The 24,052-nt window shown below is 36.9% G+C and carries 25 protein-coding genes; 16 read left to right on the forward strand and 9 right to left on the reverse strand.

Annotation, left to right across the window (positions count from 1 at the left end; genetic code table 11):
• Positions 1–7: 7 nt before the first annotated feature.
• Positions 8–3,103, forward strand: coding sequence for a S41 family peptidase (locus HCX49_RS05870; protein WP_168126482.1), 3,096 nt, complete (start codon positions 8–10; stop codon positions 3,101–3,103).
• A gap of 354 nt (positions 3,104–3,457) precedes the next feature.
• Here HCX49_RS05870 and HCX49_RS05875 read toward each other — a convergent pair whose 3' ends face one another.
• The 6 genes from HCX49_RS05875 to HCX49_RS05900 all read right to left on the reverse strand — a co-directional run bounded on the left by HCX49_RS05875 (position 3,458) and on the right by HCX49_RS05900 (position 6,935).
• Positions 3,458–3,616: a hypothetical protein gene (locus HCX49_RS05875; protein ID WP_168126483.1), complete on the reverse strand. Its 159-nt coding sequence runs from the start codon at positions 3,614–3,616 to the stop codon at positions 3,458–3,460.
• Positions 3,617–3,931: 315 nt separating this feature from the next.
• Positions 3,932–4,528 (reverse strand): hypothetical protein, encoded by a 597-nt coding sequence (locus tag HCX49_RS05880; RefSeq protein WP_168126484.1) that lies wholly within the window; start codon positions 4,526–4,528, stop codon positions 3,932–3,934.
• 13 nt (positions 4,529–4,541) lie between these two features.
• The gene (locus HCX49_RS05885; RefSeq protein ID WP_168126485.1) at positions 4,542–4,781 is read right to left on the reverse strand and encodes a hypothetical protein; all 240 of its coding nucleotides are present in this window, start codon (positions 4,779–4,781) and stop codon (positions 4,542–4,544) included.
• Between the two features lie 111 nt (positions 4,782–4,892).
• Entirely contained in the window at positions 4,893–5,300 is a 408-nt protein-coding gene (locus HCX49_RS25360) for a recombinase family protein (protein WP_206368260.1), read from the reverse strand.
• Positions 5,301–5,499: 199 nt separating this feature from the next.
• On the reverse strand, positions 5,500–6,318 hold the full coding sequence (locus HCX49_RS05895; protein WP_168126486.1) for a hypothetical protein: 819 nt from the start codon (positions 6,316–6,318) through the stop codon (positions 5,500–5,502).
• A 215-nt stretch (positions 6,319–6,533) separates the two neighbouring features.
• On the reverse strand, positions 6,534–6,935 hold the full coding sequence (locus HCX49_RS05900) for an XRE family transcriptional regulator (protein ID WP_168126487.1): 402 nt from the start codon (positions 6,933–6,935) through the stop codon (positions 6,534–6,536).
• 969 nt (positions 6,936–7,904) lie between these two features.
• On the opposite strand from HCX49_RS05900, the gene HCX49_RS05905 reads away from it, so the two are divergent.
• Genes HCX49_RS05905 through HCX49_RS05915 form a run of 3 tightly spaced genes read left to right on the forward strand, consistent with a single transcriptional unit; the run spans position 7,905 to position 14,273 of the window.
• Positions 7,905–11,441 carry a SusC/RagA family TonB-linked outer membrane protein gene (locus HCX49_RS05905; protein WP_168126488.1) on the forward strand — a complete coding sequence of 1,179 codons (3,537 nt, stop codon included), beginning with the start codon at positions 7,905–7,907 and terminating at the stop codon, positions 11,439–11,441.
• A 16-nt stretch (positions 11,442–11,457) separates the two neighbouring features.
• Positions 11,458–12,801, forward strand: coding sequence for a RagB/SusD family nutrient uptake outer membrane protein (locus HCX49_RS05910; protein WP_168126489.1), 1,344 nt, complete (start codon positions 11,458–11,460; stop codon positions 12,799–12,801).
• A 5-nt stretch (positions 12,802–12,806) separates the two neighbouring features.
• Entirely contained in the window at positions 12,807–14,273 is a 1,467-nt protein-coding gene (locus HCX49_RS05915) for a TlpA family protein disulfide reductase (protein WP_168126490.1), read from the forward strand.
• A gap of 53 nt (positions 14,274–14,326) precedes the next feature.
• Here HCX49_RS05915 and HCX49_RS05920 read toward each other — a convergent pair whose 3' ends face one another.
• From HCX49_RS05920 to HCX49_RS05930, 3 genes are all read right to left on the reverse strand, one after another.
• On the reverse strand, positions 14,327–14,623 hold the full coding sequence (locus tag HCX49_RS05920) for a hypothetical protein (protein ID WP_168126491.1): 297 nt from the start codon (positions 14,621–14,623) through the stop codon (positions 14,327–14,329).
• A 10-nt stretch (positions 14,624–14,633) separates the two neighbouring features.
• On the reverse strand, positions 14,634–15,140 hold the full coding sequence (locus tag HCX49_RS05925; RefSeq protein ID WP_168126492.1) for a MauE/DoxX family redox-associated membrane protein: 507 nt from the start codon (positions 15,138–15,140) through the stop codon (positions 14,634–14,636).
• Positions 15,141–15,472: 332 nt separating this feature from the next.
• On the reverse strand, positions 15,473–16,015 hold the full coding sequence (locus HCX49_RS05930) for a hypothetical protein (protein WP_168126493.1): 543 nt from the start codon (positions 16,013–16,015) through the stop codon (positions 15,473–15,475).
• 322 nt (positions 16,016–16,337) lie between these two features.
• Between HCX49_RS05930 and HCX49_RS25665 the strand changes: the two genes are divergently transcribed.
• The 12 genes from HCX49_RS25665 (at position 16,338) to HCX49_RS05985 (ending at position 24,049) form a co-directional block, all read left to right on the forward strand.
• Complete coding sequence (locus HCX49_RS25665; protein ID WP_262887324.1) at positions 16,338–16,463, forward strand: hypothetical protein; 126 nt, start codon at positions 16,338–16,340, stop codon at positions 16,461–16,463.
• Between the two features lie 84 nt (positions 16,464–16,547).
• Positions 16,548–17,477 (forward strand): hypothetical protein, encoded by a 930-nt coding sequence (locus HCX49_RS05935; protein WP_168126494.1) that lies wholly within the window; start codon positions 16,548–16,550, stop codon positions 17,475–17,477.
• A 30-nt stretch (positions 17,478–17,507) separates the two neighbouring features.
• Positions 17,508–18,515, forward strand: a complete 1,008-nt coding sequence (locus tag HCX49_RS05940; protein ID WP_168126495.1) for a hypothetical protein — start codon at positions 17,508–17,510, stop codon at positions 18,513–18,515.
• A 4-nt stretch (positions 18,516–18,519) separates the two neighbouring features.
• Entirely contained in the window at positions 18,520–19,233 is a 714-nt protein-coding gene (locus HCX49_RS05945) for a LytR/AlgR family response regulator transcription factor (RefSeq protein ID WP_168126496.1), read from the forward strand.
• A 33-nt stretch (positions 19,234–19,266) separates the two neighbouring features.
• Positions 19,267–19,584 (forward strand): hypothetical protein, encoded by a 318-nt coding sequence (locus HCX49_RS05950; RefSeq protein ID WP_168126497.1) that lies wholly within the window; start codon positions 19,267–19,269, stop codon positions 19,582–19,584.
• Between the two features lie 467 nt (positions 19,585–20,051).
• Entirely contained in the window at positions 20,052–20,696 is a 645-nt protein-coding gene (locus HCX49_RS05955; RefSeq protein ID WP_168126498.1) for a DUF6266 family protein, read from the forward strand.
• Between the two features lie 58 nt (positions 20,697–20,754).
• A complete protein-coding gene (locus HCX49_RS05960; protein ID WP_168126499.1) occupies positions 20,755–21,288 on the forward strand; it encodes a DUF6266 family protein in 534 nt (177 codons plus the stop codon).
• Positions 21,285–21,689, forward strand: coding sequence for a DUF5675 family protein (locus HCX49_RS05965; RefSeq protein WP_168126500.1), 405 nt, complete (start codon positions 21,285–21,287; stop codon positions 21,687–21,689). Before HCX49_RS05960 ends, HCX49_RS05965 begins: the two co-directional genes overlap by 4 nt.
• A gap of 113 nt (positions 21,690–21,802) precedes the next feature.
• The gene (locus HCX49_RS05970) at positions 21,803–22,027 is read left to right on the forward strand and encodes a hypothetical protein (protein ID WP_168126501.1); all 225 of its coding nucleotides are present in this window, start codon (positions 21,803–21,805) and stop codon (positions 22,025–22,027) included.
• 385 nt (positions 22,028–22,412) lie between these two features.
• A complete protein-coding gene (locus tag HCX49_RS05975; RefSeq protein WP_168126502.1) occupies positions 22,413–22,634 on the forward strand; it encodes a tautomerase family protein in 222 nt (73 codons plus the stop codon).
• A gap of 43 nt (positions 22,635–22,677) precedes the next feature.
• Positions 22,678–23,076 (forward strand): YybH family protein, encoded by a 399-nt coding sequence (locus tag HCX49_RS05980; protein ID WP_168126503.1) that lies wholly within the window; start codon positions 22,678–22,680, stop codon positions 23,074–23,076.
• A 10-nt stretch (positions 23,077–23,086) separates the two neighbouring features.
• Entirely contained in the window at positions 23,087–24,049 is a 963-nt protein-coding gene (locus tag HCX49_RS05985; RefSeq protein WP_168126504.1) for a zinc-binding alcohol dehydrogenase family protein, read from the forward strand.
• Positions 24,050–24,052 lie beyond the last annotated feature (3 nt).

Consider the following 24,052-nt stretch of genomic DNA (forward strand, 5'->3'; position numbering starts at 1 on the left):
TTTAGTCATGATGAAACATAGTATAATGCTATTGGTGGCCGTGTTTGGTTTAAGCTATGCTATTAATGCCCAGACCGGCGAAAATAACATTTGGACTTTTGGGCATGGATACTCCCTGGATTTTAATGTTAACCCGCCCTTGTTAAAAGATTCCATCTACTATAACGGTCAGTCCAATCGCGATTCCAATCCAAATAACGTATTTTTCAATTATCATCGTTCCAGTACGGTATGTGATGCAAATGGTAATTTACTATTTACGGTGAAGTGTATAGATGCCGTATCCAATCCAAATGCTCCAAATATTTTTGACCGAAATGAGAATCCGATCAACGGCTCAAACTTTCTATATGATCCAGTTGATGGTGCATATAATAAGATTCCGTCTATTGTGCCACATCCCGGAAATTCCAATCAGTATTACATATTTTATACACGGAACAAAGGTTTATTATACTCATTGTTTGATATGAGCCTGAATGGTGGAACAGGTAATATTGTCTCCGGCCATCATAATATCCTGCTTAGCAATTATAATACTGTGATCGGGTCACGGATGACCACAGTACAGGGATGCGATGGCATTTGGCTGATTGTACGGCATCATATTAATAATCAATACCTGAGCTATAAAATTGACGTAAATGGCTTGCAGACAGTTCCGGTTGTTTCAGAAATTGGATTGATGCCATTAAGTGCATACCAGACGCAAGTCGAATTTGTAGCCTCACCAAATGGGCAAACATTGGCGACAGCATTTCCAAAGGTGGACCACCTGAACGAGCAAGGTGGAATTGAATTATATGACTTTGATAAATGCAGCGGTAGGCTTAAAAATGCGAGAATTTTTGATGAAGGAAACTTCAATTACGGTGTTGCATTCTCTCCTGACAACAGTAAGCTTTATGTGCAGACTAATTTGCCCAGGACGCAGCCCAATCAGCCGCTTTCGCAAACCGAACAGAACCTATATCAATTTGATTTATCATTATCGGATTTAAGCGCAATAGGTAACAGCAAAACACTGATTTTATCAAACCCGGCGGTTCAATGGAATATCACATTCTGTCCATTGAATATTGGCGCTCTTGGTTCCATGCGTATCGGTGGAGATGGCAGGATATACATGACCAACGGTCAGCCGCAAGTCTGTCCGGGTACGGCAGGAGTGGGCTTAGCCCTACACGTCATCAACCAGCCAGATTTGCCTGGTTTAAGTTGTAATCCCAATCTGAACGTAATTTATAATATACAGAATGGGATGTCAGAAACTTACGGAAGGACCAATTTAGATCTTCTCTCAGGAACTCAGAGGGGATTTAAAAGCATCCGACTTAATCGAAGATCCGAAATGTCAGACATTGATCTATTTGAAGTGCCTATATTAAATGTAGAAGTTCCTTCCAATGGTAAAGATAGAAAGGTAACGATTGATATTCAATATCAGGTTACAGATCAGCAGATTAAGATGGCCTTGATGAAAAATTGGAAAACTTTGCATGTAAGGCCTCTTTCAAGTTCTGATTCCACTTTTGAGTTGCAGTTTACTATTCCTGCCGATCAAAGTCGTATTGCTATTCATGCATTAATGGATTTGGATAAAAGAATTAGTGTTCAAATAGCATCTTTTATGATCGATGGCAAAAAGATCGCGTTGACTAGTTTTGATGATGGCCGGCAAACAGATTCATTAACTTTTATGCGCCAAATGAAAATCAGTGGAAATGATTCTCCATTATTTGAAGCACAAAATCAAATAGGAGATACCTTGCATTTCGCGCTATCAAAAAATGTCACAGCATCTTTTGCGTTAGCGGTATATGGTGATGATGAACATACCTATCCAAAAACCACTATGGATACCTATCCTTATGTTAAAAGTAGTTTTCAAAGTAGAAATGATTCTAAAGCCATTGATAATCGTTGGGCCCGCCTTGCTAATGTCATCCGGATCTGGAATGTGTTTCGTATAGCTTATGTCTACAACACATTCACAGACCAAGAACAAGACCAGTTGTTGAGAAATACCTTGAGCAAAATGTTAAATGTTTCCAGCAGTGAGGATTATTATGATACGATTTGGCAGATGTTGGCGCAGTATAAAGATTCACACATCTTCTTTTCAATGGATACAATTGAGTCAGCATATAAATGGATAGCCCCCCTCACGGTAATGCCCTTGGAAGGAAACTTTTACATTAAAAAAATACATGATAAAGCTTTAGCATCTAAGGTGTCCATTGGTGATGAAGTAATCGCTGTGGACAATAAACCCATAGAAGAGGTCACTGCCAAATTTAAAAATAGAACATCTGGCTCAGAAGCCAATCGTATGTTACGCACTTCATTTTTTGTTCTGAGTGGAAAAGAAGGGAGTGATGTAACGCTCAAGCTGAGAAATCACAAAAATAATAGCGTATATGAGATTGTCAAAAGGCGAACATTTCAAGAACAAAATATATTTCAGGGAAGTACATTTGTTCAGAATCGAAATAATCGTTTAGTCGATTCAAATATTTATTATTTTGATTATACCCAAAGTGGTTATACCGATACGCTACTCCGTTTTATTGACGACCGAAGTAAAACTGTAATTTTTGATTTAAGGGGGTATATTTCAATGCAGATGTTGGAAAGTTCTATGATCTCAAAATTATTACGTGACACAGGTGTAGCTAACAGTATGTACGGTTTACAGATCTTATCACCCGATAAAAAAGAATTTGTTTCAGATAACGATACCTATATACCGGAAAATAGAGGACCTAAAGCACAATTTTTCTTTTTGGCAGACGCTTCTACACAAAGTGCACCAGAATCTTTCCTCGATCTTATGAAGTATGGGCAGATTGGTGAAATTATTGGCACCCCGACTTCTGGGGCGAATGGCACTATTAATAATCTTGATTTAATAGGAAATACATCTGTAACTTTTTCCGGAGTCAAGGTCTTAAATTCAGACGGAACGCAACATCATTTGATTGGGGTAAAACCAGATTATTATATCGATTATACTCTTAACGATATTCTATCAGGAAGAGATCCTATGTTAGAAAAAGCGATCAGCTTAGCAAAAGAGCACAATATTAAATCTATAAACTAGAACGAAGAGGATTGAAGTCGACAATCCCATGACTATGCAAACAGTTTTTAAGCCTCATTCGGTTCATCGGCAAGATCTTTTTCCATTGAATTTAAATGGGGATCTGATCCCACAGAATCATGTTGCCAGATTTCTCAATTTTTACTGTTGGAGTATCTTTTACAGATGCTTCGTCATAATAAGTTCCATCACAATAGACACCATGTTCAGTATTTCCGGAGGACTAAGTTTTTATACTTTTTGATTTCATCATATGCGTCGTTTTTGAGATTTAGTTGTTATGTTCGTCACTGTTGTTTCACGGAAGATCTACAGCTGCGCAATTATAATTTTTTTGATACTCTGTTTTCCCACTTAAACTTTTTGTAAAGCTTCCTCGAAAATGTAATCAAGCCTAGAATCATCTATACCATTTGACAAAGCATATAGAACTTTATCATCATCAACTTCCAAAAGGTCAGCTATGTGATTTACATAGTTTAATAATTGTTGTACTTTTTCATCCTCGTCCATAATGATCGTTTTTTGAGATTAATTAATTTTATATCCATCCCTCGCCATAACTCCCAGTTTCGCGCAACCAATTTTTAGAGCAAACATTGCAGGTATAATAATATTCATAAACATTTCCAAATTGGGATTTTACTTCTTTAAAGTTAGTTTGTATTAAATTTCTATGCAAGGGAGTATGTCTACTCTTTCCCAGAAGTGCTTTACAAGCGTCACATAAATTTAGGTCACTTATTTCCATCGGCTTGTTCAAGATTAATAGTTTAGGAGATTATATATTAGTTGGGTAATCTTACATCATTATCAATTACATTGTATTTAATCGAAAATCATTTCAAAAATGAGATAATGCTTAATGTTAAATTTTTTGCCCCAGGAGTATGGATCAAAACCACTCTTTTCAACCTCACACCATTTTAGCATTCCATTTTCTTCATAAGGAAGAATATAATTGAATATTGGAAAAAACTGCCCTGGAACAATTGTGAATTGTCCACTAAAATCTCCTAGAGAATAATTATCTGATTTTGTAGCATTATATAATCTTTGAACACCAAATTTTTCAAAACGGAAGAAAACCTTAAGCTTATTTTGTAAATATTTCTGTCCTATTATTTTAAATCTTAAAGTGTCAGTATCGATAGTACCTACGCCATTTAAATTCGATGTATTGATTAACGTATCCACCTTTTTAATTTTTCCATCCCAAATCTCTTTTGATAGTATTTTAAAGTGTTTTCCTCTAATCTGCTCACCTATAAAAGAAACATTGTATTGTTCGATTTGATTAAAAGTCATTAAATCCTTTAATTCGTTATTTTGAGCCCCATACGAAGATTCCATCTTTATATTGTTAAAAATTTGTGCATAAATAGATAAAGGGAGTAAAAGCAGGATTAAAAATAATTTTGCCATCGTATTGTGAGATTTATATTTCTATATTCTGAGTCTGTGCATATATGTTTAAAGCCTCACAAGTTTCAAAATCTTGATTTAAAAGAGCTTTACTTTTTAGAAGCTTTAAAGCTTGGATATTTGGCTTAATTGTAAGATTATTTAGTGCATCTACACGTTGATTAACACTATCCAGACTTCTTATAAGCTTAGAAATTCCTTCAGCAATTTGTTCATTAAGTTTGTCAAGTTGATTATTTATATTTTGTGCCATGTTATAGTTTTCTGAGATTATTTGATTTGCATTTCTTTAATTTCTTCGTTTGTGTGGTTATCAAGGATTTTAGCGTATCTGTAAAAAGTTGCTCTGGTCAGTCCAAGTCCTTTATAAATTTTTTCTGGGGGTTTTAGTTAAATCTTTATAGATAGAACGCATTACTAATAATTTAGCCACTTTTTCTTTTGTAAATCCTTTAGGTCTACCGCCTGCTCTTGCGGATTGCAAACCTGCATTTGTCCTTTCTCTTATTAGTTCCCTTTCATATTCTGCTAATGAAGCCATAAGGTTAAGGAATAGTCTACCATTAATAGTTGAAGTATCAACACCATCGGAAATAGCATTTCCTAAACCTATCAACCGTTCATTGTCCCATGCAGTAATCAACGAGTGAGAGTTACTTAAAGCATTACAAAGCTCTATAGGTTTATCAGCAGAACTCCATTGGTTAGCTCGGTACAGGTTAATATTTTCTTCCGGTCCAATGTCTCTCATTTCAGAAAGAGTGATGTCCATATTGGTGATTTTTTTATTTGCTTTTTGCTTTCCACATTATTCTTCTTAAATACATTGAAACTTCATTACACACTAATAATTTTTTATGGATGTCTGTCATTTGATTATTACCTTTATAGATCCACATAGGTTCCATTTGTCCTGCACGAGAGAATCCCTTTTTTGTAGATGTAAAATTTGAATGTACTTTCTTTGAATCCTAGTTTCTTCTAAAATAGTCGACAATTTCGTAATTCCCGTCGTGATACTTTTCAAGTAATTCTTTAATATAATATTTATGTTGGACCCCAGTTAATATTACTATTTTCTTTCCTTTATGCTGGTAAGCTGTTCTTATAATATTTATTGCCATAGAATTATTTCTTAAATCCCAGAAATTACACCAAAGTTTATAACCTTCTCGCAATGAAATCCTTTGTCCATCGGGTTTTGTAACGAAACGTTTTGAGAAAATAGTTTCAGAGTCAGTGATTTTAGTTAACGAATGGTGTTGGATGTTCTGACGGTACCTATTTATTGAATCAAATTCAATAGAATTTAAAGCCTTAAATCCTTTTTTAGAAAATGCTATCAGCGATTTATTTGCATCTAAGTATTCTTTATAAATTTTGGTGTTTTCCAAATTCAATAAATTTTTGTTGTATAGACTATCGATAAGCTTAATTGTTAAATTGTCAGTCGGAGTCATTCCATTAGATTTTCTGTAAGCATTTCTTCCTTCGAATTCAAATGGTAGATTTAATGTCTTGGGATATTTTTCCAAATATTTTATGGATGCATTTTGTTCATTTGAATTTGGCTTTACGTCTTCAAAATATGCCGCTATTTGTTCACTATCGTTTTCTTGTAATAGAATATCAGGTTTTATTTCATCTAAAAGTTCGAAAAGCATTTCAGGATTTAGAATATTCGAACTTTCATGTACTGTACCTATTATATATAATTTAGTCTTATCAGAATTTTGACTAAATAGCGGATTAATTGATAAACTAAATAAAATTAAAAATAGGTATTTCATCTTTTAAGATTTTAGGAATTAAATTTACGGCAAACACTCAAATATACCATAATGCATGTTTTTATTATTTTAATCTTACTATCATGCATTAATTTGGTTATATCTCTATAGAGTTTTTCAGTATGACCTTCATCCTTATTCTTAGAAAGAGGGTTTTGACTGTTCGGTTGATAAATCCAGATATTAGTGTCACAAAGGAAGTATATCATAAAAAATTATCTATTATTCTCTTTATTAACCTCTGCTTTTGTTTTACCGTCGACAACAACTATTTCTACAACCACATTATCCATTAGCTTAGAATCGGTGCCGTCAGCCTTCTTCTTTGGTTCTTTTTTATACCATACAATGATTTGCTCATCTTCAGGAATTCCATCTGGGAAAAATTCATCTAAACTTTTGAAACCGAAAACTTCTTTTAGAATTCCTAAATGTCTTAAGTTATATTTTTCAGGTTGATCTAAAGATTCACATTTACCTACAAATGCTTCAGCTAAGCCCATTTTCGCACTTAGAACCCTTTGTGACCATCCACGTTTTTCTCTAAAATCTTGGATGTTTATGATAAGCTCATATTCTATTCTAAAGATCGCACTTGTTTCAAATATTTGTTGCATATTAAATTTTTTATGTACCATATGTTTGGTACTTTAAATAGTTATTTGTATTTTTGATTAAGCGATTAAAAAAACATAGGCATTTGCCTCTGTGAACGATGTATCTCGACCCGAAACGACTAATTCCTTCGAGAGAACCGTGCAATCGCCCCATGCTCAAAAAAGTTTATTACATTTGTAATTCTTTATATAAAAGCATGTGGGTGGTTCACGTTAGCTTTAGGAGGTTGAGTCAAGAGTCTCGCGTAGACTTAGACAAAGGGCTAGTCACCCTCGGGCCTAAAGTGTGAATCACCCCTTGTTTTTTGAGGTGAGTTTTCTTCGAGATCAATATTGTTCACATAACCTTTTAAGATTATGATGATACAATTCAAAACCAGTCAAAGAACCACATTAGACCTGATTCAGAATCACGGTCATCGGTTCATCCAATCACAAATTTTAAAGAACAAGTTTTGTGCGCCTCAATAAGCTGCTAAAATTTAAACATAAAGCCAAAATAGGCGAGGAGTAGCGTATGCCAAATCAAAAGGTCGAGGTAATTAATAATTAAGTACGGGGTATACACCAAATTAATAATTAAAAATACCTAGTTCTTTAGAAGTCAATATAAGCTAATTACCATCCAAAAATGGTTTATGTTTCCGACTTTTATTCTATTGGTAAACAATTGCTTGTGTAATCGAACTAGAATTAGCCAGTAATTTAAAGTATAGCACCTTAAAATTACACTTTTCTAGCAGTAAAGCAAATTATTGTTGTTACTTTTTTATCGTAATACGCTAATAGAGTAAAGTCGGTTCTTATTGTTTAACCCATATAATGCAATCCTGAATACCATATTATAACCGTTGACGAAGACTTAAAATTGCATTTTTTTCATTTTATTTTTTAACTATTGAAAGTTGAACAGGGGGCTTATTGCCTAATTTTTAGCTCCTGATTCACTCTCAGTATAAACTTAGAATCATGCAAAAAACTTGCAATGAGGAGAGCTATGTGCTACCCCAAAGGAAATTTATTGTCCCAAATCCAGCGTTATTTTTTGGTCTTCAATCTAAAACAAACCAAAATATAAACACATTGAAAAGTTCTATACTAAAAAGTGAAAACGTTAGAAATGATTACGCTCTACAAGAGCATGATCGATCTACGATTTCATATATAAAAACACATTGGAAGCTAGTGCTATGCATCCTGCTTTCTCCAATGCTACATGTCTTTAATCTGCTCTTGTGCTTATTAAAGTCTATTAAAGTAATTGCGATATCCTGTATCATGATCATTGCAGTATTTCATAGTTTATGTTTATCAGCTCAGACACCCCGCAAGGACAGCGGGGTGAATGGGCAGGTAAAATATGAGCTTAATGGTGTAGTTGTTTCTTCCACTGATGGTTTAACACTACAAGGAGTATCTGTCCGAATCGATGACGCAAACTTACAGGTTAAAACCTCCAAAGATGGAAGATTTCAACTGACAGTCACTAATAAAAAAGGTAAGATTGGATTCTCTTCCATCGGTTTTAAAAGCCAAATACTCAATTATACCGCAGGAGTATCAATGACTGTAAAATTGATACCTGAAGATAACCAACTTGATGAAGTGGAGGTAGTATCTACCGGATACCAGAAGATACCCAAAGAACGAGCAACAGGGAGTTTTGTGCAGATTGATAACGAGCTTTTGAATAGGAGAGTCAGTACGAATATACTTGATCGATTGGAAGGAGTGACGAGCGGTGTTAACTTTAATCGATCTTCTGGTGGAGCAGGAGGTTTATTACCACCCAATGAGCAGACTGGTGTGTCTATACGCGGGCGATCAACTATAGATAATGATGTAAGTGCTGACCCTCTTATTATTCTAGATAATTTTCCTTTTGAAGGTAGTTTAGATCAAATCAATCCTAATGATATTGAAAGCATAACGGTATTACGTGATGCTGCAGCAGCTTCTATTTGGGGTGCACGTTCAGGGAATGGTGTCATTGTGATAACGACCAAAAAAGCTGCGTTTAGAGAACAAACAAAGATTGACTTTAATACTTCAACCACAATTGGAACAAAACCTAACTTGAAATATAGCCGAAATTTTATTCCTAGTGCCGAATTTATAACTGTTGAGCGTCAGCTTTTTGATAAAGGTTTTTATAATGATTTGTTATCCAATAACACAACTTTTCCTTTAGTAAGTCCTTATGTTGAATTGTTAGATCAACACCGATCGGGTGATATAGATGAAAATATACTTAAGCTTGCAGAAGAAGGGTTTGCTAAGATAGATAGTCGAAATGAGACTTTAGAAAACTTTTACCAAACTTCAGTGAAGAACCAATATGCGTTTGGAATTCGCTCTGGAGGAGAAAAATTTAGCAATTATTTTTCTGTTGGCTACAATGATAATCGAGAAGTCGTTCAAAAGAGTGGTCTAAAAAGATGGACAATGAATATATCTCCGCAGTTTAAGTTATTACAAAATCTAACTTTTTCTCCATCGGTATCAGTGACCAATATGACAGAACAATATGGTTACAGCTACAGTTCACCCTATCCCTATATTGCATACACAGGTGAGGATGATATTCCGTTCATTGTACCAAGTGGTTATCGAGACAGCTATCTACGAGAAATGGAAAGCAAAGGCTTTAAAGACTGGTCACTTCGCCCATTAGAAGAGAAAGAGCTCAAAGATACCCATGCTAAGCGGTTGCATACAATTTTAAATGGTCAATTAATGTATGCTCCTTTGAATTGGTTGTCATTCGCCTCCCTCTTTCAATATGAACGTCAGCAGAGTGAGTATGAAGATTTGAAGAATAAGAATAGCTATTATGTCAGAAATTTAGTCAATCGCTATACGCAAGTGAATGGTACAAATTTTACTTATCCTATACCCGATGCGGATATACTTGATCATACTCGAGATAGGTTAGAAGCTTATAATTTTCGGATTAATAGCGCTATGAATAAAAGATGGTCAGACAAGCATCAATTAAATGCTTTATTGGGTGCTGAAATGAAATCGACAATTATTACAGCTCACTCAGGTCGGTATTATGGCTATGATCACGAGACTGGAACGATTTTAAGCAATCTAAACTTTAATCAATACTATCCAATTAATCCGAATGGATTAGGATCACAGCTGATTGATGATGGTGTTGGAAATATTAGTGAAGTGACTCGCCGTTCCGTTTCTTATTTCTTTAATGGTGCTTACCAATTTCGAGAACGGTATACATTATCCGCCTCAGCTCGAAAAGATGGTGCTAATTTATATGGAGTAAAGACCAATGATAAATTTGTACCACTGTGGTCGGTCGGACTTTTATATGACATTTCAAAAGAAGATTTTTATAAATCAACGTTGTTGCCAACATTAAAGCTTCGGTTTACGTATGGTTATAATGGAAATTCATATAATCAATCTGCTTACCTTATTGCAAGCTTTAATAGGAACACAGTTAATGGTTTTCGACAAGCTACCATTCAAAATCCTCCCAATCCATTGTTAAGGTGGGAGCAAGTCCGCAATATTAACTTATCAATGCAGTTTGCTTCCAAAGGAAATCGTATTTCGGGTTCGATAGAGCTCTTCCAAAAAGATGGAATGGATCTTATACAGGAGATCTTGCTTCGACCTTCCTCAGGTTTTAATAGTTACAAAGGTAATTCTGCTTCGGTCCGTAATAGGGGGATGGATATACAATTAGCGAGTATAAATACAAAAGGTAAGTTTAATTGGAGTACCGTATATCTATTAAGTTTGATCAAGGATAAGGTTCTTTCTTTTGATGAGGAATATCCAACAAGGTATTTGGTATCTAATTCGTCCGCTGTTGACGGACCTGCACGCTATGGTCTATACATTAAAGAGGGTAATTCGCTTTATGGCGTATATAGTTACCGGTCATCTGGACTGGATGAAAATGGAGATCCTATGGGCTATTTAAATGGAGTTGAATCTAAAGATTATGTAGGTATTATTGCCAGTAATACCATGGATAATGTTAACTATCATGGAAGTAGTAGGCCTACGTTGTTTGGTTCATTGCGCAATACTTTTTCATACCGAAAGTGGTCACTTTCAGCTAATATTCTTCTTAAGTCTGGTTTCTATATCAGAAAGAAAAGTAGTAGTACTAATTTAAACGAGGTACTTTCGATGCCAAATGCAGATTTTATGTTGGCATTTGATCCTCAGAATCCAAATAAAGAAACATCGATGCCTGCATTGGTCTATCCTGTTAATGCAAGCCGTAATACATTTTACCAAAATTCGGAAGCCTTAGTTTTATCAGGTGATCATATTCGTTTACAGGATATTTCCTTGTCATACCAGATGAAATTTTCACGATTTACAGTAGATTTTTATTCTTACATAGACAACCCTGGAATCTTATGGCGTAAGAATAAAGTAGGTATAGATCCTGATGTTAACGATTATTTCGGTTTATATCCAATACCAACCAGTTACTCACTTGGTGCTCGTATCCAGTTCTAATTTAAAAATTCAAATTATGAAATATCTCATTTATTTTTTCTGCCTGTTTTTCTGCTATTCTTGTAAAAAGATAGATAACTGGCTGGATGTAAAATCAAAAAATAGTGATGTCATACTAAAAAGTTTGGATGACTATCAATCATTATTGGATAATACGACAGTGATGAACACAACCTCGGGGCTTGGTCTTATAGCAGCAGATAACATTCATTTACTTGAAAATATAGCATTGACAGGTGGTAATCCATCTGAGCGCAATGCTTATATCTGGAAGTCAGATATTTATGAAGGGTCAATTGGTGTCGGAACTGGGGACTGGACTGTGCCATATAGGGCTATAGCATACGCAAATATAGCATTAGAAGGTACCGCTAATGAGGCATCATCTAGCGCTGAAAAAAACAATGTGCGTGGTTCAGCTCTATTTTTTCGCGGCTTCCATTATTATCAACTGCTTCAGCTGTATGCTCCCCCATATAAGGAAGGAGCTAATGAGAATTGTTTAATCCCAATTCGACATGTATCAGATATTGATCATGCTGATAGGTTTTTTAGTGTAGAGGCTTGTTATGAGCAAGTTGTTGATGATCTAAAATCCTCTTTAGAATTATTGCCTATTGATCCAGTGCAAAAAACTAGACCTTCCAAACTTGCTGCGTTAGCCATGCTTGCTAAAATTTATTTAAACATGGAAAAGTATGAACTAGCATTGAGCTATGCGAATGAATACCTTAAAAATAAAGGAGATCTCCTGAACTTTTCAAGCTTAAATACGGCGGTTACTTTACCGTTTCCTACAATGGATGTCGGAAACAAAGAGGTGGTTTTTTATGCCAGTCCCATTAGTTATACATTACTGTCTTTTGGAAACCTAAGAGTGAACGAGGTTTTCTTTTCTCATTATCAAGATAATGATCTCCGAAAAGCAGCATTTTTTAGAATTAACCCTGATGGTACAAAATCATTTAAAGGGCGATATACAGGAACTGTTGGCCTTTTTTCAGGTCTATCGACCAATGAAATGATATTAATAAAATCGGAATGTCTTGCGAGAACTGGCAATGGGCAAGATGGAGCTGAACAGTTGAATATCCTTTGTAACAATCGATATAATAGTTTTATAGTTCCTCTTAATGAATCTCGAGAAGGTGTTCTCGAACGAATTCTAGAAGAAAGAAAAAAGGAATTGGTTTTCACGGGAAGTTGCCGTTGGGAAGATTTGAGGAGGCTTAATAAAGATCCTAAATATGCTAAGACACTGGTGAGAAGACTCGCTGGTAAAGAATATTTATTACCACCAAATGATTCGCGTTATACATTTCCAATTATCCCACAAGAATCAATTATAACATTTAAATAATGATAATGAAAACGCTACATTTAAATTTTTGGATATTTTTTGGCTTACTTATGCTTGGTTGTGGAAATTTATTTGCACAGTCTGCAACAGTTACTGTAAAAACAGAGACAAATAACGAATTAATGGAACTTAATTGTTACTGGATTGAAGATAATTTTGAGTTTTTTAATTTCACTCCTTTGCAAAAGAATAAGGCATCTAGGAAAGGTGATAGCTTTACAATTGACTTTGATTCAACGATGTCTTATCGATACATTACAATTAAAGATGAAAAGGGAAGAAATTCCAAAAATCTTTTATTATTTGATTATCTCATATGCCCAGGCGACCAGATTATTGTTTGGGATGATGGTATAAATGACTTGACTTTTAGCGGCAGGGGTTCAGAAAAGTTCAAATTACAATATCAACTTTCCAAAATAGAAAAAGCTTTCTTTTTGGACAAGAGTTTAAATGATACGAACTACTTACCAAATCAAGGAAAACTGTCTACAGATGTTTATAACATTTTAGCATCTAATTTAAGCTATAATTATGCAAAACGAGATAGCCAATTATATGTTTTAGATTTATATAAGGGTTTGTTAAGCCAATCAGTATATGATTTAATAAAACTTAATGTTATCGGTAAAACAGAGCAAACTATACTGAAACATCTTTACATGAAATTTTATAGACTGAGCCACAAATATATGAAATTGAGCGAAGAGAAATCTTCGCTACTGGAGATTTATTCTCGCCGAAATACCCGATTGAATGAGGTGACTGAGAATGTCATTATTCATGCAAACGAGCTACAATTGTATTCTATGTCAAGAATGAAATACAAAGATTGGTTAGGTAAATTATACGAGCAAGAATTTGTTCATTTTCCAATCGACATACCATTTGCAGACCGTGTGTTATACCGTTATTTTTATCGAAACTATTCTAAAATAAATAGTGTGAAACATAAGGAAATCTTGAGCCAGATTTCTGAAATCAAATACAAAACGACAATTCAAAATTTTTTGAAAAATATTGAATATGGAGCAGTTATTCCAAATTTTCAATTGCAGGATACCTCAGGAAATCTTATTCATCTATCTAATTTTTATGGAAAGATTATAATTCTCGATTTCTGGTACACAGGTTGTGGAAATTGCCGGGTTTTACATGAAAATATGAAACCGATAAAAGCTGAATTGCAAAATATAAAAGATCTGATTTTTATTAACGTTTCTATAGATGGAAATTTTGAACAATGGAGACAATCCGTTAATAACGGAGATTATACCGATAAATCTGACATCAGTTTATATACAATGGGTAAGAAATCCTTGCATCCTCTTATAACATTCTTTAATGTAATGTCTTATCCAAGACAAGTAATTATAGATAGGGAAATGCGTATTGTTGAGACTCAAGTTCCAAGAGTCGGTAATAAAATAAATGATGCTGCATTTAAAGCATTAATTGAAAAATTACGGTAGAAAAAAGGCGCTTGATAATTTCAAGCGCCTTAAATCAAAATTTAATCAAAGTTTTACTCATTAGGGTCAAACTGGCCTTGATCGACACTTTGAAAATTTGCAGGATTTCTAAATTCATCATTCATTGATCCTGGAGCACTACCAATTTTGTCATAAGAACATGTTTCAGATGGGACGTCTAAACATTCTCCTAATGGATGATTGGACTTCGGTTCCCAAGTTCCATCGATCAATACATAATCTCCGCTTGGTGGAGTTAATGATTTTGTAAATGATTGCGTTAATGCCGCACCGCCTAATACAGCTACTCCAAGTAGCACTTTTGTGAAATTTTTTAATGAGGTTTTCATACCTTTAGTTTTAATTGTTTATAATTTTTGTTTTTTTTAGGGCATAGATTCCGGCGATAAACCAGACCACATTAAAGATAATATGTGTTCTCCAGCCCATGGATTCGATCACACCTCCGCAATTACAGAGTTTTTTTTCAACAAAAGCGACCATTAGGATCAGATAAAGTGCGAATATGCCCATCAAAAAGGTAGATGCATATAGGGCAAAACGCTTTATCTTGTATATCGGGATGATCAATAGTACAGCCAGCAAGATTTCCAAGGAAGGAATGCCCCAGCCAATCAGTTCAGCATATTTCCCTAAGTAAGGGATTTTGCTGTTTCCCCGGATAAATTCCGCGATAATTTGCAGTTTCGCAATTCCTGTATAGAAATATAAGAAAGCATAGCCATAAATAATCAAAGCAGGTATGCAAGGCTTGATCCACCGTGCACTCCGACGGATTAAACTACCGTTTTTTGTGGATGTTGCCTGGTGTATCTTGTTGCCCTTGTTGTTGATGATATGTTCCATTTATTTGCGTTGTGAATGTTTCTCCTATCCATGTAGCGGAATAGTTAACTCCTGTCAACTGATTTCCTGTTTGCGGGTCTCACCCGCCTCTGGGGAAGGGCGCAAATTTTTTCTTGTACTGTTTCATAAATTTGTTTTTTAGTGAGCAGATCGGAAAAAATGGTACGGATACAATTATTTTCGTGTTTTACAGGACGATTCATTATTTCATCCGATCTGCTATTACAAATTTCAGGATCATTTTTTGTTATATTTTGGGAATTTGGACACTATGTTTTGGGTTTTTATGCCCAAATTATTGGGCATAAAAACCCAAATTATTGGGAAAATGCCTATTCTCTTTCGCGTATAAGTCGACGAAGCAACTCTTCACTGATCCCCATAAACTGGGCTAATTCTTTATGTTTAATATACTGGCGTATATCCGGATATTTGTCAAATACAAAATCATACTTATCGGGATTGGGCAATGAAAGCAGTTTTGCCCGATAATCGAGATACTGTTGCTGTTTGTCCATCAGGCTGGCGTAGATCGGGAAAAGCTTTGGGTTTTTCGCATTTATCGTATATAGCTGTTTCCTTGTGGTCATGTAGGTGCTACAGTCACTCAATGCGATAAACTGAAAATTGTGACTATGGTTGGGGATCATCAGCGATTCACCACTGATGGCATACCGTACCGGACATGTCTTTTCATACTTTCCAAATATACCTTCTGCAATGAGGTAGAGCTCGCCCCAGTTATTGGTGAGGTACTCGCCCTTCACAAAGCGGATCTCTGCAAATGCATCCGTCAATTCAGGGATAGCAGATATCCATTCTCCATGAATGTCTTTTAAAAAACTGGCTAAAATCTCTTCTTTACTTTTCTTCATAATTAAGTATTGGCTGGTATTGAGCATAAAATAGACCCACAATTTATTAAACGATGTTTGCAAAATCAATTATTGGGAAATAAAGGCATATGTAGGGACGAATCACCTTGATGGAGGTATGAATCCAAACATTTAGCGAGGGTATTTGGATGAAATATCGTTTTATCCCTCGATAAAGCAATATTTCCCAATTATTTTTTATTTAGAAAGCAAATTTCATATTTGTTCTGCTGGCCAGCAAAAAGGAGAAATAACTGCCTCATTAAGGCAACGGGATTGACCTGACCCGGATGGTTATAGGTCGTAAACGAAATAGACAATTATGGAAATCGAAATTCAAAAAATCGAGCCGGTAGTCTTTGAAGGAAGTTCAATCTTTGAGCTTTTTACTGAAGATACTCCACTAATTGATTTAGACAGCGATAAGTGCTGGCCTTCTTCATTTTAGTTAGGAGAAATACTTTCCCGAGCCAGAGAGAAGCTGTCTTCTCTCTGGTTCTTTGAATGATGCTATCCATATGCTATAAACGATATGAAAATACAAGAAAAACAAAATCTACACCGGTTGATGTGGCTGGCAAATGTCCAGCAGTTTTTTCAGGACAAACCGGTTTCAATATTATGGGAGCATTATACCACATGGATCAACAACCGAGATAATTTTGAAACACTATACCGTGAATTCCCTTTAAAAAGGCTGTGTGAATTGAATAAGTCCGGCATCGAACGGGTCGATATCACTGGCATCTTGATCACTTTTCACTATGGTCCATACCGCCTGTTACCCAAATTGCTGGTGCAAATGGGCTATCAGGTCACTTTATTGGTATCCGGGGCTGTATTGGAACGAGAACTTAACTATTACAGATCGGAACTGGAAGATGCTGGACTGTTACAAGACCAATTGGAATGTATTGATGCAAACCAGGCAAATTCACTCCGAAATATCTTGCGGGCCATTAAAAATAAACGCTTGGTGCTGATGTTCCTGGATGCTGATGAAGGGGTGGGAAAAGCAGAGGAGGGTATCGGTGAACACAAGCTGGCTGTTCCTTTTGGAAGCCACTTTTTCTACTGGCGGACCAATATTTTTAAACTGGCGTGCCGTTTCGAAATTCCTGTCCACTGCACATATATGAAGCGGGCAAATAACCCTGTCCAATGGAAAATAACACCTTTTATGAATATTATGGATACCGCATACGGATCGTCAGAAGAATTGATGATACGCGCATTTTCTGCTCTACAGATGGCATTTCACCAGATGATGAATCAAGGCTGGATTTATTGGGAAAACTGGGCTTTTATACATCAGTATAATGGGCAGGCCGCTATTGATAAAAAAGGTATTACGGCAAAGGGAAGCTGGCTGGCACCGTTCGAATATAACCGTAAAAAATATTTATTTGACGTAAAGAACAGACAATTTTTTGAAGTAGCTTCTTGTTTTACCGACAGTTAATTATTATGTTTGAGTTAACCTTTTTATAGAATGAATATTCAATCAAACCTAACATCAATCCAGCATAGTCTTTTGAAGCGTATGGCTATCTGTCTGGTAATCTTACTGCTGGGACTGACAATTGTCAATTTCGGTAAGCTCCATCTTTTTACGCCACTGACTTTTACCCTCTATGTATTACCTTTTATGCTATTTTTTTCCACAATGTATACCTGTTACCGAATGGCGCTTACAAAGGGTAGGTTATGGTTTTTATGGTGGTTGTTACTTATACTGTTCGTGGGGATAACGTATAGGTGTGTCAAGTACTATTATTATGATCTGGTACCGCTATTTTTCAAAGGATTTACCACCGCCTGGAAACCGGAACATAGAACCGAGCTACTTTCCCGCATTAATGGTGGTCTACTTTTTTTTGTTGCGATCGTGGCTGCCGATTATTTTGCATGGGCACATTTCTATACGAACGCGCTTTCCAAAAAAGTACAGGCACAGCTGCACAGCATGTCGGACGTCCAATTGCTGTCGGGTCATTTTATGAGACGGCTGTACAATATTGTCCGCATGCAGCGGAAATCTGTTCAGAGCGAAAGCCTGGATTTCTTTCAGTATGTGACCGATAAAATAGCTAAGCCTACAGTACTGGTCCCTTTGAAAGAGGAATGGCATTACTTAATGCTTTTGGTTTCTTATAGCACGGACCGCAGTTTTATTGTCGAAGGTGATGAATTGCTGGATCAGGCGATGTGGAATAGATCTGTTCCAACGCTGTCATTGATGACCTGGATTGAAAATGCCATTGCTTATAGTCCCTGTGATCCGGTTGAACCGATTGTCATCCGTTGGACAAAGGTTTCTCAGGGGATGCAGCTCCAGATCAAAAATTGTATCGCCTCGGCAGATCTGCAACATGGCACAGGTAAAGGATTACAGCTTGTTAACAGGCTGTATGAGCAGATGAATAACCAGTTTATTGAACTGGAATATGCTCTTGATGATCAAAAATACTTTGTTATTAAACTAACCTTTAAATCTTAATAGAATGGCCAAATATGATGTCATGATTATCGATGATGATTTATTCGATATTAGAAAAGCTGAAAAAGCATTAAGGGGAATTCCGCAGATGGGAGAAGTTAAGAGCTATACGAAAGCCATTGATGGTTTTAATGCAATAATTGACAATCCTCCTGATGTCTTATTGTTGGACGTTGAAATGCCCGACATGTCTGGACTGGACCTTTATCTTACTTTGCCTGTTGATAAAAGACCGCCAGTTATTCTGTACACCAAAACAGAAAAATATAGTTATAAGGGCATTAAAATAGCTGCTGCAGATTATCTGATCAAACCTGTCAGTTTTCCGGATTTATATATTGCCTTTAAGCGCGCCCTGGAGCAGAAAAATATCACGGTTAAGATTGATTTGGAAATAGAACCGAGTGGACAGTGGTTCAAATTTAAAAACACAGACCGTTTTATTAAATTCAGTGATGTGGTCGCGATTGCGTCTATCAAAAATTATGTCATCTTTCATTTACGTCAAGCAGAGGAGGACTTTGAGTACCGCCTTACGATGGAACAGGCTGAACAGCTTGTGCCAAAGAGAACCTTCGTAAGGGTACACCGCGGTTTTATTGTCAATACGGATTTTACAACAAAGATAGTTGATAAAACGTTCGTATTGCCGGACCGACCGGATCTGCAGCTTAAAGTGAGTGATGTGGGACTAAAACGACTGTACAGTATGAATTGATGGGATTACTTTTATAAACCTAAATATATAACTATGCGTAAAAATCGCTATTTAAGGGGCTTTCTCATAAGCCCGGGGTATTCCTATGCCCAAAAATTAATTTTGTTGGAGCTCCTGGCGACCAAGCGTAAGCTTGCGGCATATCTTGATCTCCGGGAGCAGGTGGAGGAGGACAACGTGCTGCTACGCGATGCGGACTATGTCAAATCTTACGTGGGTATTTCGACAGAAACCCTTTATCGACTTCAACGGGACGGGTATATCTGCGTTGCCAAACGCACCCGAAACAAGCGCTATTACCGCGATGTGGATGTGGAGCGTCTGCGGAATAGTTACCGTGGATCGCAGTAAAGGATCGCCCGATCTTTTGCTATTCTGAACTACATTTTGCAATTCGTCCCTCTCTTTTGGAGGGACGAATTTTTTGAAAATTGTACACATCTTTCAGAGTGATTTGATTCTTATTTTCTTATAACCAACTTCTGCTTTTACTTCAGTTTTCTTCGACCTGGCTTCGGGATTTCATCGGCGGACATGCATGAAATCTCGAAGCGCACCCGAGGCCGAGCCGATAAAATGGTGGAATTGGTTAGGAATTAATTACCTGTTGATGTCTCTGTTTTTAAGTGAATTTTGCACTCATTTTAGCCTCAAGTTTTGTTCAGCTCGGCACCTTATCGGTCAAAAACCCGATGCTGTTCGGTCACTGATCGGTCTATCATTACACATCTATTTGTAATTGTTTTTTAGTGTTTTATGTTTGTTATGTCAATCGATAGTACCGGTATAAAACAAGGTTGATTTTAATTTAAAAAAATATGGGAACAATCGTAAATGGAGCAAATGGAGGTTTTAAAGGTAAAGCTGGCTCAGTAATAGGAAGTAGTTGGAAAAGTATCAATTACATAAAGGGACTTTATAAAAAGAGATCAAAGCCCGCTTCGGAATTGCAGATGATGCAACAGGAAAAATTCAGAACATTGATGCGGTTTCTTCTTCCCATCAATATGTTTTTGAAAATCGGTTTTGGCCGTAAAAATACAGAACGTTTAACTCCGATCAATGCGGCTTTTCAGTTTAATCTGAAGCAGGCCATTACGGGTGCGTATCCGGCCTATTCCTTGGATTACTCCAAGGTCAGTATATCCGATGGTACGTTATATGGCGGTGGCACAGTGGCCGTCGCGCACGCCGCAGGTGAGCTTACTTTCACCTGGGATCCGACTGCCAACGATACTTTTGAGACTTTTGGAGATGATATGGTCTTCGTGCTGGCATATCATCCTGAAAAAGATGAGTTCATGTCTTCACCGGCTCCGAGTACTCGGGCAAGTGGGGAGATCAGCTTTATTATTTCAGAACACCTCCAGATAGGTATCGTGCATACCTGGATGTTTTTAGCCAATAGATCTAAAACAAGAGTATCAAAAAGTGTATATCTGGGAGAGGTATTACTTAACTAATTAAAACCCTGGGTCAGGCCTATCCGGTCTGACCCTTTTTTCTAAGGTATTTTAAAATATGGCAAAAAGAATCGTTAGTCCTGCGCAGGAGAGCGTAAGGACTGCATTTAAAATGGCTGTTGCTTTTTTGACTCCGCTGAAAGGAGTGATCAAAAAAGGTTTTGCCGAAAAGGCTAAACGTAAAAAATCGGTTACGTCAGCTTTGGCACTCGGGCATGTGCTACATGCCGCAATAAAGATAACGGATGGTCAACCTCAGGTTGATCCGTCAGAGGTCATGTTAAGTGAGGGTGCACTGGCAACTATTCGGGTAGAGCAGATCGAACGTTCTTCCGATCGTATCGAAGTGCTGCACAACTGGTTTCCTTCAGACTTTAGTGCTGGAGATGATTGTCTTACACTTTGTGCTTATCAGGTGGACAAAGGTTATGCTTTTGTGAATCAGCAGATCTGGCACCGACAGGAAGGAAAGATAATCGTTCAGCTGCCAAAAGGTTTTCAGGACGACGGCCTACATCTATATCTCATGGCCAGTGACCGTTTGGGAAGCAGATATTCCCGTTCTCAATATTTAGGATATTCAACAAAATGAAAACAAAACATATCCTGTTGCTCCAACGGATTCATGGAGCTAAGGGAACGAATGGAACTATTACCTATAAAGGTGAGCTCATCTGTCATACCATTGAACTCCCAGATCGTAACAATATCCCCCGAATAAGCTGTATCCCGATAGGTCAGTACAAACTGGAAAAGCGGCGTTACCCAAGACATGGGGAGCAGATCGGTATTCCGCATGTATTAGGACGAGAAGCGATCCTGATTCATGCTGCAAATGATGCGCTAAAGGAACTCTTAGGGTGTATCGCTCCGGTAACAACTTTAACAGGTGAAGGTAAAGGTGATTTCAGCGGAAAAGCATTGGCGAAACTGAAGGCTTTAGTCTACGAAATGTGGGACAAAGGGGATGAGGTGTACTTGGTTATTAAATAGTGACGCAGTGACTAGTGAAGAAGTAACATAGTGACGGAGTGACCAGTGACGAAGTTCTAATTTACTAACTCACTCACTTACTAACTATTTTCTAACCTTCTAATATTAAACAAATGAAAAATATAATTCAAAAAATAAGTGCGGCGTTGCAAGTGGTTTTGCTGGCTCCGATTAAATTGCCAGGAAAGGCATTAAACATTATAAAATATATCGCTCTGGGTCTTGGTGTGGTGGAGACCGTGCTGGATGATAAAAAGAAAAAAGTAGAGGAGGAGCCGCCTCCACCAGAGCCGACCTTATCAGAGAAAGAAAAGGAGGCAAGGGATGAAAGGCAATGATATCCGCATCGGTACTTTAGGCGGGACACTCTGTTCGATTTGGGCAAGCTTTTCTATTGGTGATGTGCTACATACTGCCTTAATGGCTGTTGTCGGGACTGTAGTCAGTTATGTGACCAGTCGGTTACTGGGAAGAATGAGGAAGAAATGATAATTACAGGAGCATGCTTGTCTGTTGCTTGCTCCTGTAATTATATGAAGAAAGCACAAAACTTCTTGAACTAGTTTAAGGTTATTTCTTAAACTAGTTTATGGGTTTAGGTTCTTTTTTGTTCTCACTTTTGTAGAAGTAGATCGGAAGCTGAGAGATGAACCTATATTACATGCTTCGATCTTAATAGTACAGTTGATAAATGATTTATTAAAACTTTAAAAGAAAATATATATGCCACACGTAGTTGTTAAAATGTATCCTGCAGATTCGGAGGAACAAAAAGTAAAACTTGCCGCAGAGATTACAAAAGTAATCATTAGTGTTACAGGAAAACCAGATGATGCTGTATCAATTAGAATTGATGAAGTATCTGAAGATAAATGGATGCAGGAGGTTTATAACAAAGAGATAATTCCGCACCTAGATGATCTTTACAAAAAACCCGGATATTAATCATATCCGGTATTATTAGAGTTTAAATATAAATATATCCGCTATGGAAAACCAAATAGAAAACCAAATCGCCGAAGTATTAAAGGGATATGCCCTTGCAATCAATGATGCACAGACAGCATCAATTGCGGCGTTCTATTCTGAAGAGGGGCTGTTCATGCCCGAGGGTTTTAAAACATTAACGAAACAAGACCTATCTCCCGAAAAATCATCAAATTTTCTTAGGAAAACTGATTTTAAGATTGAATACACCATTGAAAAAATTGAGGTGGAAGAAAATTTTGCATTTGTATCGGTGACAGCAAAAACCAGTAAGAAACAAAGCGCTACGAATGATGCTGTGATGAAACAGACCCGTGATTTATTTGTTTTGCGAAAAGAAGAAAATAGCTGGAAAATATACCGTTATATTTTTAATAATAGTCCAAGCCTCACTATATAGTTCGCACAGGATGAAGGCAATTGTTTTATATCAGACCGGTGCTGCCGAAAATTTAAAACAGGTGGATCAACCCTTACCTGGGGTAAATCCTGGTCATGTTTTAATAAAGGTGAAGGCTTTTGGATTGAACCGCTCTGAATTGATGACGCGGAAAGGACTCTCTCCCGATGTTTTATTACCACGTGTGTTAGGAATTGAATGTGTAGGAGAGGTTGAACATGATCCTTCCGGCCAATTAAGGAGGGGGCAACAGGTGGCGGCATTTATGGGGGGTATGGGACGTGATTTTGATGGCAGCTATGCTACATATGCAGTTTTGCCGTTGTCCATTATTACTCCATTTGAAAGTAAGCTTCCATGGCAATTACTTGGGGCACTTCCAGAAATGTTTCAGACCGCTTATGGTTCTTTACACGCTGCGCTTAAAATACAAAGTGGAGAAACGCTTTTAATCCGTGGGGGAACCTCCTCTGTAGGGCTTCTTGCTGCTCAGCTTGCCAAGGCATATGGACTGCATGTGGTATCTACCACACGAAATCCTGATAAAGAAAAATTTCTTTTGGATCATGGTGCCGACCTGGTCCTGATCGATGACGGGAACTTAGCCATGAAAGTTAATGGTCTACCTGAAATTGACAAGGTGCTGGAACTCGTTGGTGCTGGGACTTTAAAAGATTCTTTACAATGCGTTAAACTAGGAGGAACCGTGTGTATGACAGGGATGCTTTCTGAAGAATGGTCTATACCCGATTTTGCTCCAATGGAATTTATTCCAGCAACGGTAAACTTAACTATTTATGACAGTGGGCAGTTTCGCGTAGACGGTCAACATTTTCAGACGTTTGTTGATGATATTGAAAAGGGTTTGATTGCTCCTGTTATTAAACGAGTTTTTCAATTTGAAGAAATTGTGGATGCGCATGTTTTTATGGAAAGTAACGCAGGTGGCGGTAAAATAGTTGTACTGGTCTAAATA

Source organism: Sphingobacterium sp. B16(2022), from assembly GCF_012030425.1.
Classification (GTDB): Bacteria; Bacteroidota; Bacteroidia; order Sphingobacteriales; family Sphingobacteriaceae; genus Sphingobacterium; species Sphingobacterium anhuiense.

Coding starts and splice junctions, on each gene's coding strand:
- HCX49_RS05960 (WP_168126499.1), top strand. CDS start 20,755: ATGGCAAAAAGAATCGTTAGTCCTGCGCAGGAGAGCGTAAGGACTGCA.
- HCX49_RS05940 (WP_168126495.1), top strand. CDS start 17,508: ATGAATATTCAATCAAACCTAACATCAATCCAGCATAGTCTTTTGAAG.
- HCX49_RS05980 (WP_168126503.1), top strand. CDS start 22,678: ATGGAAAACCAAATAGAAAACCAAATCGCCGAAGTATTAAAGGGATAT.
- HCX49_RS05910 (WP_168126489.1), top strand. CDS start 11,458: ATGAAATATCTCATTTATTTTTTCTGCCTGTTTTTCTGCTATTCTTGT.
- HCX49_RS05885 (WP_168126485.1), bottom strand. CDS start 4,781: ATGGCACAAAATATAAATAATCAACTTGACAAACTTAATGAACAAATT.
- HCX49_RS05965 (WP_168126500.1), top strand. CDS start 21,285: ATGAAAACAAAACATATCCTGTTGCTCCAACGGATTCATGGAGCTAAG.
- HCX49_RS05875 (WP_168126483.1), bottom strand. CDS start 3,616: ATGGACGAGGATGAAAAAGTACAACAATTATTAAACTATGTAAATCAC.
- HCX49_RS05930 (WP_168126493.1), bottom strand. CDS start 16,015: ATGAAGAAAAGTAAAGAAGAGATTTTAGCCAGTTTTTTAAAAGACATT.
- HCX49_RS05955 (WP_168126498.1), top strand. CDS start 20,052: ATGGGAACAATCGTAAATGGAGCAAATGGAGGTTTTAAAGGTAAAGCT.
- HCX49_RS05920 (WP_168126491.1), bottom strand. CDS start 14,623: ATGAAAACCTCATTAAAAAATTTCACAAAAGTGCTACTTGGAGTAGCT.
- HCX49_RS05880 (WP_168126484.1), bottom strand. CDS start 4,528: ATGGCAAAATTATTTTTAATCCTGCTTTTACTCCCTTTATCTATTTAT.
- HCX49_RS05915 (WP_168126490.1), top strand. CDS start 12,807: ATGAAAACGCTACATTTAAATTTTTGGATATTTTTTGGCTTACTTATG.
- HCX49_RS05925 (WP_168126492.1), bottom strand. CDS start 15,140: ATGGAACATATCATCAACAACAAGGGCAACAAGATACACCAGGCAACA.
- HCX49_RS05985 (WP_168126504.1), top strand. CDS start 23,087: ATGAAGGCAATTGTTTTATATCAGACCGGTGCTGCCGAAAATTTAAAA.
- HCX49_RS05970 (WP_168126501.1), top strand. CDS start 21,803: ATGAAAAATATAATTCAAAAAATAAGTGCGGCGTTGCAAGTGGTTTTG.
- HCX49_RS05975 (WP_168126502.1), top strand. CDS start 22,413: ATGCCACACGTAGTTGTTAAAATGTATCCTGCAGATTCGGAGGAACAA.
- HCX49_RS05945 (WP_168126496.1), top strand. CDS start 18,520: ATGGCCAAATATGATGTCATGATTATCGATGATGATTTATTCGATATT.
- HCX49_RS05870 (WP_168126482.1), top strand. CDS start 8: ATGATGAAACATAGTATAATGCTATTGGTGGCCGTGTTTGGTTTAAGC.
- HCX49_RS25360 (WP_206368260.1), bottom strand. CDS start 5,300: ATGGACATCACTCTTTCTGAAATGAGAGACATTGGACCGGAAGAAAAT.
- HCX49_RS25665 (WP_262887324.1), top strand. CDS start 16,338: ATGGAAATCGAAATTCAAAAAATCGAGCCGGTAGTCTTTGAAGGAAGT.
- HCX49_RS05950 (WP_168126497.1), top strand. CDS start 19,267: ATGCGTAAAAATCGCTATTTAAGGGGCTTTCTCATAAGCCCGGGGTAT.
- HCX49_RS05895 (WP_168126486.1), bottom strand. CDS start 6,318: ATGAAATACCTATTTTTAATTTTATTTAGTTTATCAATTAATCCGCTA.
- HCX49_RS05905 (WP_168126488.1), top strand. CDS start 7,905: ATGCAAAAAACTTGCAATGAGGAGAGCTATGTGCTACCCCAAAGGAAA.
- HCX49_RS05935 (WP_168126494.1), top strand. CDS start 16,548: ATGAAAATACAAGAAAAACAAAATCTACACCGGTTGATGTGGCTGGCA.
- HCX49_RS05900 (WP_168126487.1), bottom strand. CDS start 6,935: ATGCAACAAATATTTGAAACAAGTGCGATCTTTAGAATAGAATATGAG.